The sequence below is a fragment of the Belnapia arida genome (assembly GCF_016773205.1).
Taxonomy (GTDB): Bacteria; Pseudomonadota; Alphaproteobacteria; order Acetobacterales; family Acetobacteraceae; genus Belnapia; species Belnapia arida.
Window position 1 is genome coordinate 964,628 of the sequence record NZ_JAETWB010000001.1, and the last position, 14,353, is coordinate 978,980.

A 14,353-nucleotide genomic window follows, 5' to 3' on the forward strand; every position below is an offset into this window, starting at 1 on the left:
CCCCGATGCGCGACCCAGAACTGGAAGACATCCTTGCCCGGCGCGGCGCCGTCACCCGCATCGCGGCCGCACTCGGCATTTCCCCGGCTGCCGTATCGCAATGGCAGCGGGTGCCCGCCGAGCGGGTTGCCGACCTCTCCCGCCTGCTCGACCTGCCGCCGCACCGGCTGCGGCCGGACCTCCACAAGACCCCGCTCGAATGGAACACGCCCCGTATGGCCACCCGTATCCCGCTGCGCCGCCGCCGCCGCACCAAGATCGTCGCGACCCTCGGCCCGGCCAGCTCCACGCCCGAGGTGATCGAGCGGCTTTACCGGGCGGGGGCTGATGTGTTCCGGCTGAACTTCTCTCACGGGTCGCACGCCGACCATGCCGAGCGCATCTCGATCATTCGGGCGCTAGAGGGAAAGGTGGGCCGGCCGATCGGAATCCTGGCCGATGTGCAGGGGCCGAAGCTGCGGGTCGGGCGCTTCCAGGGCGGGCGGGTGCAGCTGCAGACCGGCCAGCCCTTCCGCCTCGACCTCAGCCCCAGCCCGGGGGACGTGCGGCGGGTGCAGCTGCCGCATCCGGAGATCATCAAGGCCGCGCAGATCGGCACCAGCCTGCTGCTCGACGACGGCAAGCTGCGGCTGCGCGTGACGCGCGTGCGCGAGGACCATCTGGAGACCGAGATCGTGGTCGGCGGGCCGCTGTCCGACCGCAAGGGCGTTAACGTCCCCGACGTGGCGCTGCCGATCCCGGCACTCACCGAGAAGGACCGCGAGGACCTCGCCTTCGTGCTGGACCGGGGCGTCGAGTATATTGGCCTCAGCTTCGTCCAGCGGCCGGAGGATGTGGCCGAGACCAAGGCGATCTGCGCCGGCCGCGCCCTCGTCATGGTCAAGATGGAGAAGCCGCAGGCGGTCGAGAACCTCGATGCCATCATCGCCCTCGCCGACTGCGTGATGGTGGCGCGCGGCGACCTCGGCGTCGAGTTGCCGCCGGAGGAGGTGCCGCTGGTGCAGAAGCGCATCGTCCGCGCGGCGCGGGCGCTGGGCCGGCCGGTGGTCGTCGCCACTCAGATGCTGGAGAGCATGATCTCCGCCCCGGCGCCGACCCGGGCCGAAGCCTCGGACGTCGCCACCGCCGTGTTCGACGGGGCGGATGCGGTGATGCTCTCGGCCGAGACGGCGGCGGGGCAGTATCCCTTCGAGGCGGTCAACATGATGGACCGCATCGTCGCGCGGGTGGAACAGGACCCGGACTGGCGCTCGCTCACCGACAATTCGCGGCCCGAGCCGGAGGCGAACAGTGCCGGCGCCATCGCCGCGGCGGCGCGGCAGGTGGCCCATACGATCAAGGCCCAGGTGATCGCCACCTTCACCTCGACCGGATCGACGACGCTCCGTGTGGCGCGGGAGCGGCCGGACTGCCCGATCCTTGGCCTCACCGCCAGCATGGCGAGCGCGCGGCGGCTGGCCGTCGTCTGGGGAGTGCATCCGCTGGTCTCGCAGGAGCCGCACTCGATGAGCGACATGGTGGCCAAGGCGCTCCGCGCCGCGCAGGCCGAGGGTTTCGCCGTGCCCGGGCAGGAGGTGGTGGTGACGGCCGGCGTCCCCTTTGCCACGCCGGGCACGACCAATGCGCTGCGGGTGGCCGCGGTGAAATAGCCGCCGGCGCGGTTTGACCGCGTCTGCCCGCTGCCGCATGCTGGCGCCGGGACGGACCGCCGCAGCGCAAGAGGAATACCCGATGTCCGATGCCGCCATCCCCCTTCTCGATCTCGGTCCCGCCTTTGCCGGCGAGCCCGGCGCGCTGGAGGAGGCCGCCGCCCGGCTGCGCCATATCTGCGAGACGGTCGGCTTCCTGTTCATCGCCAACCATGGCGTGCCCTGGTCGCTGGTGGATGCGACCTTCGATGCCGCCGCGCGCTTCCACGCCCAGCCGCTCGAGGCGAAGATGGCGGTGAAGCTCGACGACGCCATGCAGGGCTACCTGCCTTACAAGAGCAGCACGACGCGGGCCAACGGCCTGGTCGCCGTGCGCAAGCCGAACGAGAACGAGGCCTTCTTCGTCAACCCGGAGCGCGACCCGGCGCAGCCGGCCAATCGCTGGCCTGAGGCGATGCCCGACTTCCGCGAGGTGACGCTGCGCTACTTCGCCGCGTTGGAGGCGCTCGCGCTGCGGCTGCTGCCGGTCTATGCCAGGGCGCTCGACATGCCGGCGGACTATTTCACGCCGCTCTGCGACCGTTCGCTCAGCTCGCTGCGGCTGACGCATTATCCGCCCGTGCAGTACGGCTCCGACGAATACGGCATCGCGCCGCATACCGATTCGAGCTTCTTCACCCTGCTTGCGCAGAACCCGGTGCCTGGCCTGCAGATCCGCACGCAGGCGGGCGAGTGGATCTCGGCGCCGGTGATCCCGCAGACCTTCGTGGTCAATACCGGCGACGTGCTGAACCGCTGGACCAACGGGCGCTTCCTGTCCACGCCGCACCGCGCCTTCAACACGATGGATGCGCCGCGCTATGCCATTCCCTATTTCTTTCACCCCAATTCCGAGACGATGATCGAGGCCCTGCCCACCTGCGTCAGCGAGGCGAACCCGCCGCGCTTCCCAGCGCAGACGGTCGGCGAATACATGGCCTGGTTCCGCGGCCAGAACTACAACCACTTCCGCAAGGGTGCCGCCGCCGCGGAGTAGCGCGGCCAAGAACAGCCAGCCACGGCCCAACGCCCCCTGGAGAGCGTCAATGAGGCTGTGCCGTCTTGCCCTGCTGCTTCTGCTGCTCCCCTGCGCCGCCCTGGCGCAGGACCGCCGCAGCACGCTGCGCGTCTCGCTGAACACTGAATTACAGGTTCTCGACCCGCTTCTCACCACCATCAATGCCACGCGGGTCTTCGCCTACCTCGTCTTCGACACCCTGGTCAGCCTGGATGCCGAGGGACAGTACCGGCCGCAGATGCTCGAAGGCTGGCAAATCAGCCCGGACCGGCTGACCTATGCCTTCACCCTGCGCGAAGGGCTGGAATGGAGCGACGGCCAGCCGGTGACGGCCGAGGATTGCGTCGCCTCCATCCGCCGTTGGGCGAAGCGGGAGGCGCTGGGCGGCCAGCTCATGGCGGCAACGCGCGAGATGCGCGTGGTGGATGCCAGGCGCTTCGAGATCCGGCTCAACCGCCCCTTCGCCTTCGTCATCGAGGCGCTGGGCAAGGCCGGGCACACCATCCCGGTGATGATGCCGGCGCGCCTCGCGGCGCATGACCCGAACCTGCCGGTGCCGGAGATCGTCGGCTCCGGCCCTTACCGCTTCCTGCAGGCCGAATGGCGGCCGGGCGAACGGGCCAGCTTCGTCCGCAACCCGCGCTACCGGCCGCGCGAGGAGCCGCCTTCGGCGCTGGCCGGCGGCAAGGTGGCGCGGATGGAGCGGATCGAGCTGGTCAGCATCACCGACCAGGCCACCCGGGCGGCCGCGCTCGAATCCGGCGAGCTCGACTTCCTCGAGATCCTGCCCTTCGACTACATCGCACGGATGCGGCGGAACCGGAACGTTGTGGTCGGCCAGCCGCGTGGCATTGACCAGTTCTATGCCGTGCTGAACGTTAACCATGCGGTGCCGCCCTTCAACGATCCCGCCATCCGCAAGGCCTTACAGGCGGCGATCATGCAGCCGGAGGTGATGGCGGCGATGGGCCTGCCGGACGACATGGTGGTGCCCTGGTGCGGCTCGATCTACATGTGCAACGCCGCCGGGGCGACCGAGGCAGGAACGGAGGGGCTGCGCGCCGCCTCGGCCGAGCGGGCGCGGGCCTTGCTGCGGGCCAGCGGCTACCGGGGCGAGCCGGTGGTCTTCCTGCATGCCGCGGCCTCGGCGCTGCTCAACCCGATCGGCCTCGTCATGGCCGACCAGATGCGTCGGGCCGGGTTCACCGTCGACCTGCGCAGCACCGATTATGCGACGGTCGCGCAGCGACGCCTCAGCCGGGCGCCGCTGGAGCAGGGAGGCTGGTCGGTGGCGCCCATCGTCTTCAACGGGGTAGACCTGGCGAACGCGCTGGCCAACCCGCTGATCGCCTACAATTGCGTCGACTATCCCGGCTGGTACTGCGACCCGCGCCTCGCCGGCCTGACCGCCCGCTATTCCGAGGCGGCGACACCCGAGGCGGCCCGGGCGCTGGCCGACGAGTTGCAGGCGACGGTGCATGACGCCGTCACCTTCGTCCCCGGCGGCCAATTCTCCGGCCCGCCGGCCTGGCGGGCCGAGCTGCGCGGGGTGCTCCCGTTCAGCTTCCCCGTCTTCTGGGGGGTGGAGCGCCGCTGACGGCCGCCCCGGGCCTTGCCCCGGGGCGGCCGCCATGCCATATGCGGCCGCGTCGCGGGCGGGCCTAGCCCGGCGCGGCAAATTCACACGCGGCGCGCCCTTCCGTCACGGCAGGGTCCGGTCCCGGAGTATTCCCGGGAAGGCGCCGCGGAGGCCCAACCGGACTGACAGGAAGGATTTCGCCCGATGGCGATGCCCCAGGTTTCCCTTCGCCTGCTGCTCGAGGCAGGCGTGCATTTCGGCCACCACACGCGGCGCTGGAACCCGCGGATGGCGCCCTATATCTTCGGCGTCCGCAACCAGGTCCACATCCTCGACCTGCAGCAGACCGTCCCGATGCTGGACCGCGCGCTGCGCGCCGTCCGCGACGTGGTGGCGGCCGGCGGCCGCGTGCTCTTCGTCGGCACCAAGAAGGCAGCGGCCGAATATGTGGCCGAGGCAGCGGCCCGTTGCGGCCAGTACTACGTCAACCACCGCTGGCTCGGCGGCATGCTGACGAATTGGAAGACCATCACCGGCTCCATCAAGCGCCTGAAGCAGATGGAGGAGCAGCTCGGCGGCAACATCACCGGTCTCACCAAGAAAGAGATCCTGATGCTGACGCGCGAGAAGGAGAAGCTCGATCGCGCGCTCGGCGGCATCAAGGAGATGGGCGGCCTGCCCGACATCATCTTCGTCATCGACGTGGTGAAGGAGAAGCTGGCGATCGAGGAGGCCAACAAGCTCGGCATCCCGGTGATCGCCGTGGTCGACAGCAATGCCGATCCGCAGGGCGTCGCCTTCCCGATCCCGGGCAATGACGATGCGATCCGCGCGATCAACCTCTACTGCGACCTGGTTGCCGGCGCGGTGATCGACGGCATCTCGGCCGGGCTGCAGGCCTCGGGCGTCGATATGGGCGCCGTAGAGGAACTGCCCGAGGACGAGGCGCTGACCGCCGCCGCCGAGGAGGCGACGCCGGAGGAGTTCACCGCGGCCGCCGCCGCCGAGGAGACCCCGGCCGAGCAGCCCGCCGCGCAGGCCTGAGAATTCGCGCCGCCTGCGGGCGGACCTTGATTGATGCATCATGGCGGCCGTTCGGGATGGACGGCCGCAATCCTATGGAGGGTTGATCCATGGCCGAAATCACCGCAGCGATGGTCCGCGACCTGCGCGACAAGACCGGCGCCGGCATGATGGACTGCAAGAAGGCCCTGGTGGAGTCGAACGGCGACATGGAAGCCGCGATCGACTGGCTGCGGAAGAAGGGCCTCTCTGCGGCCGCCAAGAAGTCCGGCCGCGTCGCCGCCGAGGGGCTGGTCGGCGTTGCCAGCGCGCCGAACGTCGCCGCCATGGTCGAGGTGAATGCCGAGACCGATTTCGTCGCCCGCAACGAGCAGTTCCAGAATTTCGTCTCCGAGGTGGCGGGCCTGGCCCTGACCGTCGGCGAGGACGTCGAGGCACTGAAGGCGGCGACCTATCCCGGTGCGCAGCATAGCGTGGCCGAGGAGCTGACGCGCCTCATCGCCACCATCGGCGAGAACATGGCGATCCGCCGTGCGCGCCGGCTCGAGGTCAGCAGCGGCGCCGTCGCCACCTATACCCACAACGCCATCCGGCCCGGCCTCGGCAAGATCGGCGTGCTGGTCGCGCTCGAGGCGGCATCGGAGATCGATGCACTCGAAGGCCTCGGGCGGCAGATCGGCATGCATGTCGCCGCGACGAGGCCGGAGGCGCTCGATGTCACCGCCGTCGATCCTTCCGCCCTCGAGCGGGAGAAGGCGGTGCTTTCCGAGCAGGCGCGGGCCAGCGGCAAGCCGGAAGCCATCATCGAGAAGATGGTCGAAGGCCGCATCCGCAAGTACTACGAGGAAGTGGTGCTGCTGGAGCAGGTCTGGGTGCATGACGGCGAAAGCCGGGTGAAGGCGATCGTCCAGAAGGCCGGCGGCAAGCTGACCGGCTTCGCCCGGTTCCAGCTCGGCGAAGGCATCGACAAGCCGGTCGGGCCGGACTTCGCCTCCGAAGTGGCGAAGGTCTCGGGCGTCGGCGCCGCCTGATCCGAAACCGTTGCATGCGGGTGGAGCCTCCGCTCACCCGCATGTGGCGTCCGCGGCTCGACCAGGGCCTTGCGGGGCCGGGGGCCGCTGCATATCGTTCCTCGCCCCCGTGACGGTCCCATAATGAACCAGCCGACCAGCTACAAGCGTGTCATGCTCAAGGTGTCCGGCGAGGCGCTGATGGGCAACCGCGACTACGGCCTCGAATCGGCCACGGTCCGTCGCATCGCCGAGGACGTGAAGGGTGCGGTCGCGCTCGGCGCGGAGGTCTGCCTCGTCATCGGCGGCGGCAACATCTTCCGCGGCATCGCCGGCGCCGCGGCCGGCATGGACCGCGCCCAGGCCGACTACATGGGCATGCTGGCGACGGTTATGAACGCGCTCGCCATGCAGTCGGCGCTTGAAAAGCAGGGCCTGCCGACGCGGGTGCTGAGCGCCATACCGATGCAGTCGCTCTGCGAGCCCTATATCCGCCGCCGCGCGATGCGGCACATGGAGAAGGGCCGCGTCGTCATCTTTGCCGCTGGCACGGGCAATCCCTTCTTCACCACCGATACCGCCGCTGCGCTGCGGGCGGCCGAGATGGAATGCGATGCGCTCTTCAAGGGCACGCAGGTAGATGGCGTCTACTCCGCCGACCCGCGCAAGAACCCGAAGGCTGAGCGCTACGTGACGCTCACCTATCTCGATATGCTCGCCCGCGACCTCCTGGTGATGGATGCTGCGGCGATCAGCCTCTGCCGCGAAAACAAGCTGCCGATCATCGTCTTCAATATCCACGAGCCCGGCGCCTTCACGGCCGTCATGAAGGGCGAGGGGAAGTTCACCACGGTGGTCGAGCAACACTGACGCCGCCCGCTTCCCGCCATTTTCGCATGGTGGATTGGGCTTGAATGCGCCTTGGGCGCGATGTGACGAGGCCTGGGACCATGTCCGGGGCCGTACCGATCGGGAGAGACGGGCCATGCCGGCCGACCTCAAGACGCTCAAACAGGACCTCACGCGCCGCATGGACGGCGCGATCGAGATGCTGAAAAAGGAATTCACCGGCCTGCGGACCGGCCGTGCCAGCCCTGCGTTGCTGGAGCCCATCCGGGTGGAGGCCTATGGCAATAACCAGCCCTTGAACCAGGTAGCCAATGTCTCGGTCTCCGGGCCCGGGCTGCTCTCGGTACAGGTCTGGGACAAGTCGGTGGTGAAGGCGGTCGAGATCGCCATCCGCGATTCCGGCCTCGGATTGAACCCGCAGACCGAGGGACAGGTGATCCGCGTCCCGCTGCCGCCGCTGACCCAGGAGCGGCGCAACGAGCTCATCAAGACCGCGGGCAAGTATGCGGAGGGCGCCAAGGTAGCGATCCGCGGCGTCCGCCGCGACGGAATGGAGCAGGTGAAGGCGCAGGAGAAGGACAAGAAGGCGCCGATCAGCCAGGACGACGTCAAGCACTGGTCCGACGAGGTGCAGAAGCTGACCGATCAGTACATCAAGCAGATCGACAGCACGCTGGCCGAGAAGGAAAAGGACATCCGGCAGGTTTGAGCCTCGTGTCCGGCGCCCCCAAGCTCCAACCGCTGACCGATGCTGTGCCGGACAAGACGTCCCTTGGCGCGCACCCGCAGCATGTGGCCATCATCATGGACGGCAACCGGCGCTGGGCGGAGGCGCGCGGACTGCCGGTCGCGCTGGGCCACAAGGCCGGGGCGGAGGCGGTGCGCCGCACCATCGAGTCCTGCGCCGAGCAGGGCATCGGCTGGCTGACCCTCTTCGCCTTCTCCTCGGAGAATTGGCTGCGGCCGGCCGAAGAGGTGCGGGCGCTGACGGGCTTGCTGAAGGTCTATCTGCGCTCCGAGGTGGCGACCTTCGCAAAGGAGGGTATCCGTCTCCGTGTCATCGGCGACCGGGCGCGGTTCGGCGCCGAGATGGTGCGGGAGATCGACCAGGCGGAGAAGGTCACCGCCGGCGGGACGCGGCTGAACCTCAATGTCGCGCTGTCCTACGGCGCGCGGGACGAGATCCTCGCCGCGGCGCGGGCCATGGCGGCGGCGGCACGGGACGGGCGGCTCGACCCGGAGGCGATCGACGACGCGGCCTTCGCGCAGCACCTCTTCACCGCCGGCATGCCGGACCCCGACCTCATAATCCGTACCTCGGGCGAGCAGCGGCTGTCGAATTTCCTGCTCTGGCAGGCGGCTTATGCGGAGTTCGTCTTCCAGGACGTGCTCTGGCCGGATTACGGCGCCGAGCACCTGGCACGGGCGCTCCGCGACTACGGCCGGCGGGAGCGGCGCTTCGGCGCCCGCACGGGCTGAGCGGTCGCCGCGCGTGACCGACCCGGCCGCCCGGCCCGCCTCGCGCTGGCCCGATCTGCGCAAGCGCGCGCTCTCCGCGATGCTGCTCGGGCCGGCGGCCCTGCTCTGCATCTGGCTGGGCGCGGAGGCCTGGACGGCGCTGATGGCCGCCGCCGTCGCTCTGCTGGCCTGGGAATGGGTGCGGCTCTGCGGCTTCTCCACCAAACGCCCGCCGGGGCTGGCAGTGCCGGTTGCGGTGCTGCTGGCGGGTGTGCTGGCGGTGGGCGGGGCGTGGAACTGGGCCTTCGCCGTGCTGGGCTTCGGCTTCCTCGGCCTCTGGGCGGTGGCCGAGCCACCGCGCTTCCGCCGGGCGGTGCCAGGCTTCTGGCTGGCTTTCGGGGTGATCTATATTGGCCTCGCGGGCGTCTCGCTCATCCATCTCCGGGGCGATGCGGTGGCGGGGCTGCGGAACGTCATCTTCCTCTTCCTGATCGTCTGGTCGAGCGATATCGGCGCCTATGCCGCCGGCCGGGCATTCGGCGGGCCGAAGCTGGCGCCGGCCATCTCTCCCAACAAGACCTGGTCCGGAGCAATGGGCGGCCTCGTCTCGGCGATGGCGGTCGGCGTGCTCTCGGCGTATGTGATGGAGCCGGCGACGGCGCCCCTTCCACGGGTGCTGGTGATCGCCGCCATCCTCAGCATGCTGTCGCAGGCGGGGGACCTGTTCGAAAGCTGGATCAAGCGGCGCTTCAACGTGAAGGATTCCTCCCGCCTCATTCCCGGCCACGGTGGCCTGCTGGACCGGCTGGACGGGGTGATCTCGGCAGCGCCCGCCGCGGCGTTGCTTGGCGTGCTGCTGGGCCCTGGGGAAGCCTTATGGCGTTGAAACGCATCACCGTTCTCGGCAGTACCGGCTCTGTCGGCCGCAGCACCATGGCCCTGCTGGAGGCGGCGCCGCCCGGCCGCTTCGCGGTCGAGGCGCTGGTTGCCGGGCGGGACGTGACGGCGCTCGCCGCCCAGGCCCGGCGCTTCGGGGCGCGGCTTGCGGTGGTGGCCGATCCGGCCTGCCTCGGCGCGCTGCGCGAGGCACTCTCCGGCAGCGGCATCGAGGCCGCGGCAGGCCCGGAGGCAGTGGTCGAGGCCGCCGCCCGGCCGGCCGACTGGACCATGGCGGCGATCGTCGGCGCCGCCGGGCTGCGCAGCACCCTGGCCGCGCTTGGCCGCGGCGGCACGCTGGCGCTCGCCAACAAGGAGAGCCTGGTCTGCGCCGGCGAGATCGTCCTCGCCGAGGCCCGGCGTTCGGGGGCCACGCTGCTGCCGGTCGATTCCGAGCACAACGCGATCTTCCAGGCGCTCGATGCGCGCGACCCGGCGGTAGTTGAGAAGATCGTGCTGACCGCCTCTGGCGGGCCCTTCCGCAATGCCGACCTCGCCTCCATGCGGGCAGCGACGCCGGAGGCGGCAGTGCGCCACCCGGTCTGGTCCATGGGCGCCAAGATCTCGGTCGACAGCGCCACCATGTTCAACAAGGGGCTGGAGCTGATCGAGGCGGCGCGGCTCTTTCCGGTGCCTGAGGAGCGGATCGAGATCCTGATCCATCCGCAATCGACGGTGCACGGCCTCGTCCAGTATGCCGATGGTTCAGTCCTCGCCCAGCTCGGCTCGCCCGACATGCGCACGCCCATCGCCCATGCCCTGGCCTGGCCGGAGCGGATGGCAGTCGAGGTACCCCGGCTCGACCTGGTGGCGCTCGGCAGGCTGGAATTCTTTGCTCCGGATACGGTACGATTTCCCGCCCTTCGGCTATGCCGGGCGGCGTTGCAGGCGGGGCAGGGCGCCACCACCATATTGAACGCCGCGAATGAAGTGGCGGTGGCGCTGTTCCTCGACCGGCGGCTCGGCTTCCTCGACATCGCCGCGGTGGTGGAAGAAACGCTGGAAGCCCTCGGCAACCCGGCGATTGATGGGCTTGAGGCAGTGCTGGCCGTGGATACGGCGGCGCGTGAGGAAGCCGGCCGGCTCGCCGCAAGGCGGGCGGCGGCCTGAGCAGGAGCGACGGTTTTGGAATCGTTTGGCCATCTCTGGAACATGCTGCCGGCCTTGCCGCGGACGCTGATCGCCTTTGCCGTCGTGCTCGGCGTCCTCGTCTTCGTCCATGAGATGGGCCACTACCTCGCCGCCCGCTGGCGCGGAGTGCATGTCGACGCCTTCTCCATCGGTTTCGGCCGACCGTTGCTGCAGGGCCGCGACCGGCGTGGGACGGAGTGGCGGCTCGGATGGATTCCGCTCGGCGGCTACGTGAAGCTGCATGGGCAGGAGACGCCCGAGGATGTGCCGCCCGAGGTGCGGGCCAACTGGCAGCCGGGGCGGACCTTCCACGAGAAGCGCGTCGGCGACCGCGCCATCGTCGTGGCGGCCGGGCCGGTGGCCAATTTCCTTCTCGCCATCCTGCTCTTCGCCGGGTTGTTCATGACGATCGGCCAGCCGGTCGGCGGGACCGGCATCAACACCGTCGTCGAAGGCTCGGCCGCGGCTCGGGCCGGGCTGCTGCCGGGCGATGCCATCGTTTCCCTCGACGGGCAGCGGGTCGGCCGCTTCGAGCAGGTGCAGCGCTACATCCAGCCGCGGGCGGGCCAGCCGGTGGCGGTCGCCATTACCCGCGACGGGGCGGAGCAGACCGTGACCGTGACGCCCGATGCCAGGGATAATGGCAACGGCCCGGTCGGCGTGCTCGGCATTCAAGGCGGTGCCTCCCGGTTCGAGCGGCTGGACCCTGCCTCCGCCCTGGCGGCAGGTGCGGTCCAGACCGCCGACATCACCTGGCAGACGCTGAAGGGTATCGGCGAGATGCTCGTCGGTGAGCGCAGCGCCAAGGAGCTCGGCGGGCCGATCCGCATCGCCGAGGTGTCGGGGGAGGCGGCCTCACTTGGCCTCTCGCCGCTGGTCAACCTGATGGCGCTGCTCTCGGTAAGCCTCGGTCTGTTGAACCTCTTCCCCATCCCTTTGCTGGATGGCGGCCATCTCGTCTTCTATGCGGCGGAAGCGATCCGCGGCCGGCCGCTGCCGCCGCGGGCGCAGGAATATGGCTTCCGGGCCGGATTCGCGCTGCTCGTCTCGCTCTTCCTCTTTGCCTCGTGGAACGACATCGCCGGCGGGGCGATCGGGCGTTGGGTGGCGGGGCTCGTGGGCTAGGCTTTTTACCCGTCTGCGATGCGCCGGCTAAGCCTTTGAGCGGATTAGTAGCGAAGGCGCGAGGTGTGGGGTGGCGGTGGCGCTGGTGCGCGGCTATTCTCCGGCCCGCCGCTGAACCCCAACGTTACGGGCCTGCACTTTGCTCCCTTCCTTCCGCGTCCTCCTCGCTGCCACCGCCTGCATCGCCTCGGGTCTGATCCCGGCGGCGGCCGAGGCGCAGACCCGCCAGCAGCAGGCCCAGGCGCGGCCTCGCCCGCCGGCACGCGCCGTGCCCGCCCGGCCTCCGGCAGTGGACGGCGTCGTCCAGGCCATCGACGTCACCGGCAACCAGCGCATCGAGGGCGACACCATCCGCTCCTACATGCTGCTCCAGCCGGGCGATGCCTTCGATGCGGACCGGCTCGACCGCAGCCTGAAGTCGCTCTACGCGACGGGCCTCTTCAGCGACGTGCAGATGCGCCGGGAAGGCGGGCGTGTCCTGGTGCAGGTGACCGAGAACCCGATCGTCAGCCGCGTCGCCTTCGAGGGCAACAGCAAGATCTCCGATGACGTGCTGGGCAAGGAGATCCAGCTACGCTCCCGTTCCGTCTACACCACGCAGGCGGTGCAGGCCGACCGCCAGCGGATCATGGACCTCTACGCACGTCGCGGCCGCTTCGCCGCGACCGTCGAGCCGAAGATCATCCAGCGCGACCAGAACCGCATCGACATCGTCTACGAGATCCAGGAGGGCAACGCGGCCCTCGTTGCCCGCATCAACTTCGTCGGCAACCAGTCCTATTCGGACAGCAGGCTGAAGGAAGTCGTGGCGACCAAGGAGCAGGCCTGGTACCGGCTGCTTTCCACCTCGGACCAGTTCGATCCGGAGCGCCTGGCCTTCGACCGCGAGCTTCTGCGCCGCTTCTACCTCCGCAACGGCTATGCCGATGTGCAGGTCACCAATGCGACCGCAGAGCTGGCGCAGGACCGCACCGGCTTCTTCGTCACTTATTCGGTCGACGAGGGTGTGCGTTACCGCGTCGGCAAGGTGGAAGTCGTCTCCAATATCCGCAACCTCGACGCGGCGAGCGTGCGGCGGCTCGTGGATGTCTCGGACGGCGACTGGTATGACGGCGATGTCGTCGAGCGCACCGCGCAGGCGATCCAGGATGCCGCCAACCTTCGTGGATTTCCCTTCGTCGATGTCCAGCCGCGCATCACCCGCAACCGCGAGGACCGGCGGGTCGACCTGACCTTCGAGATCAACGAGGCGCCGCGGGTCTATGTCGAGCGCATCGAGATCAATGGCAACACCCGCACGCAGGATCGCGTGCTGCGGCGTGAATTCCGCCTGGCCGAGGGCGATGCCTTCAACGCCGCGCAGATCAGGCGCAGCCGGCAGCGGCTGCGCGACCTCGGCTATTTCTCCGACGTGCAGATCACCTCGACGCCGGGCACGGCACCGGACCGCGCCATCCTCAACACCCAGGTCGCCGAGCGGGCGACGGGCGAGGTCTCGATCGGTGGCGGCTACTCGACGGACGCAGGCGCGCTGGCCGATGTGGGTCTGCGCGAGCGCAACCTGCTGGGCACCGGCATCGATGCGCGCATCAACGGCACCATCGCCCAGCGCCGCAGCCAGATCGATATCTCGGTCACCGACCCCTATTTCCTCGACCGCAACCTCGCGGCCGGCGTCGATATCTTCTACGTCCAGCGCAACCTGCTGAACATCGCCTCCTACCGCGAGGAGCGGCAGGGCTTCACCGTTCGCATGGGCTACGCCTTCAATGAGCGGCTGCGGCAGACCTGGGCCTACACGCTTACTAATCGGCGCATCACCGACATCGCCGAGGGCGCCTCGCGCTTCATCACCGAGCAGCGGGGCGCGACGTTGCTGTCGCAGATCGGCCAGACGCTGACCTACGACCTGCGCGATTCGATCGTCGATCCGCGTCGCGGTGCGGTGCTGCGGCTCGGCACCGACTTTGCCGGCCTCGGCGGCGACGTGGCCTACCTGCGCGCCAGGTTGGACGGGACCTACTACATCCCACTCGAGTCCTGGCTGGGCGACCCAGACTACCTCCTCTCCGTCTCCGGCAGCGTCGGCTACCTCGAGGATCTCTTCGGAAAGCAGACCCGCATCATCGACCGCTTCTTCCTCGGCGGCGAGAATTTGCGCGGCTTTCGCATCGCCGGCGCCGGGCCGCGCGACATCAACACCCGCGACAGCCTCGGCGGCCGGCTGCTCTGGACCCAGACCACCGAGTTGCGCTACCCGCTGCCTCTGCCGTCCGAGCTTGGGCTGGTGGGTCGCGCCTTCGTCGATGTCGGCTCGCTGTCGCAGACGGAGAAGGGTGCAGGCATCGCCGACGACGCGTCGCCCCGGGTCGGCGCTGGCGTCGGCATCTCCTGGCGCAGCCCCTTCGGCCTGATCAATATCGACATCGCCCAGGCAGTGGTGAAGAAGTCCTACGACGAGACGCAGATCTTCCGGTTCGGCTTCGGCACCCGGTTCTGACCGCAGCTTGTGACCCCGATCATTTGAAACCTGGGA

The 14,353-nt window shown here is 69.2% G+C and carries 12 protein-coding genes; all 12 read left to right on the forward strand.

Translation table 11 applies throughout. The annotated features are described in order from the left end of the window. Positions 1 to 5: 5 nt before the first annotated feature. The 12 genes from pyk to bamA all read left to right on the forward strand — a co-directional run bounded on the left by pyk (position 6) and on the right by bamA (position 14,317). Positions 6 to 1,649 (forward strand): pyruvate kinase, encoded by a 1,644-nt coding sequence (pyk, locus tag JMJ56_RS04705; RefSeq protein WP_202830420.1) that lies wholly within the window; start codon positions 6 to 8, stop codon positions 1,647 to 1,649. Between the two features lie 82 nt (positions 1,650 to 1,731). Then, positions 1,732 to 2,685, forward strand: coding sequence for an isopenicillin N synthase family dioxygenase (locus tag JMJ56_RS04710; RefSeq protein WP_202830421.1), 954 nt, complete (start codon positions 1,732 to 1,734; stop codon positions 2,683 to 2,685). 49 nt (positions 2,686 to 2,734) lie between these two features. Beyond that, positions 2,735 to 4,303, forward strand: coding sequence for an ABC transporter substrate-binding protein (locus JMJ56_RS04715; RefSeq protein WP_202830422.1), 1,569 nt, complete (start codon positions 2,735 to 2,737; stop codon positions 4,301 to 4,303). Positions 4,304 to 4,489: 186 nt separating this feature from the next. Then, a complete protein-coding gene (gene rpsB / locus JMJ56_RS04720; RefSeq protein ID WP_202830423.1) occupies positions 4,490 to 5,329 on the forward strand; it encodes a 30S ribosomal protein S2 in 840 nt (279 codons plus the stop codon). An 89-nt stretch (positions 5,330 to 5,418) separates the two neighbouring features. Continuing rightward, positions 5,419 to 6,339, forward strand: a complete 921-nt coding sequence (gene tsf, locus JMJ56_RS04725) for a translation elongation factor Ts (RefSeq protein ID WP_043363656.1) — start codon at positions 5,419 to 5,421, stop codon at positions 6,337 to 6,339. A 123-nt stretch (positions 6,340 to 6,462) separates the two neighbouring features. Further along, positions 6,463 to 7,188, forward strand: coding sequence for a UMP kinase (gene pyrH / locus JMJ56_RS04730; protein WP_202830424.1), 726 nt, complete (start codon positions 6,463 to 6,465; stop codon positions 7,186 to 7,188). A gap of 115 nt (positions 7,189 to 7,303) precedes the next feature. Beyond that, positions 7,304 to 7,876: a ribosome recycling factor gene (frr, locus tag JMJ56_RS04735; RefSeq protein ID WP_202830425.1), complete on the forward strand. Its 573-nt coding sequence runs from the start codon at positions 7,304 to 7,306 to the stop codon at positions 7,874 to 7,876. Between the two features lie 32 nt (positions 7,877 to 7,908). Further along, positions 7,909 to 8,646 (forward strand): polyprenyl diphosphate synthase, encoded by a 738-nt coding sequence (gene uppS / locus JMJ56_RS04740; protein ID WP_456318780.1) that lies wholly within the window; start codon positions 7,909 to 7,911, stop codon positions 8,644 to 8,646. Between the two features lie 13 nt (positions 8,647 to 8,659). Next, positions 8,660 to 9,511 carry a phosphatidate cytidylyltransferase gene (locus JMJ56_RS04745; RefSeq protein WP_328702269.1) on the forward strand — a complete coding sequence of 284 codons (852 nt, stop codon included), beginning with the start codon at positions 8,660 to 8,662 and terminating at the stop codon, positions 9,509 to 9,511. After that, on the forward strand, positions 9,502 to 10,671 hold the full coding sequence (gene dxr, locus JMJ56_RS04750; RefSeq protein WP_202830427.1) for a 1-deoxy-D-xylulose-5-phosphate reductoisomerase: 1,170 nt from the start codon (positions 9,502 to 9,504) through the stop codon (positions 10,669 to 10,671). The genes JMJ56_RS04745 and dxr overlap by 10 nt, the downstream gene beginning before the upstream one ends. A 15-nt stretch (positions 10,672 to 10,686) precedes the next feature. Beyond that, on the forward strand, positions 10,687 to 11,817 hold the full coding sequence (rseP, locus tag JMJ56_RS04755; RefSeq protein WP_328702270.1) for an RIP metalloprotease RseP: 1,131 nt from the start codon (positions 10,687 to 10,689) through the stop codon (positions 11,815 to 11,817). A 139-nt stretch (positions 11,818 to 11,956) separates the two neighbouring features. Beyond that, positions 11,957 to 14,317: an outer membrane protein assembly factor BamA gene (gene bamA / locus JMJ56_RS04760; RefSeq protein ID WP_202830428.1), complete on the forward strand. Its 2,361-nt coding sequence runs from the start codon at positions 11,957 to 11,959 to the stop codon at positions 14,315 to 14,317. The last annotated feature ends 36 nt before the right edge of the window (positions 14,318 to 14,353 follow it).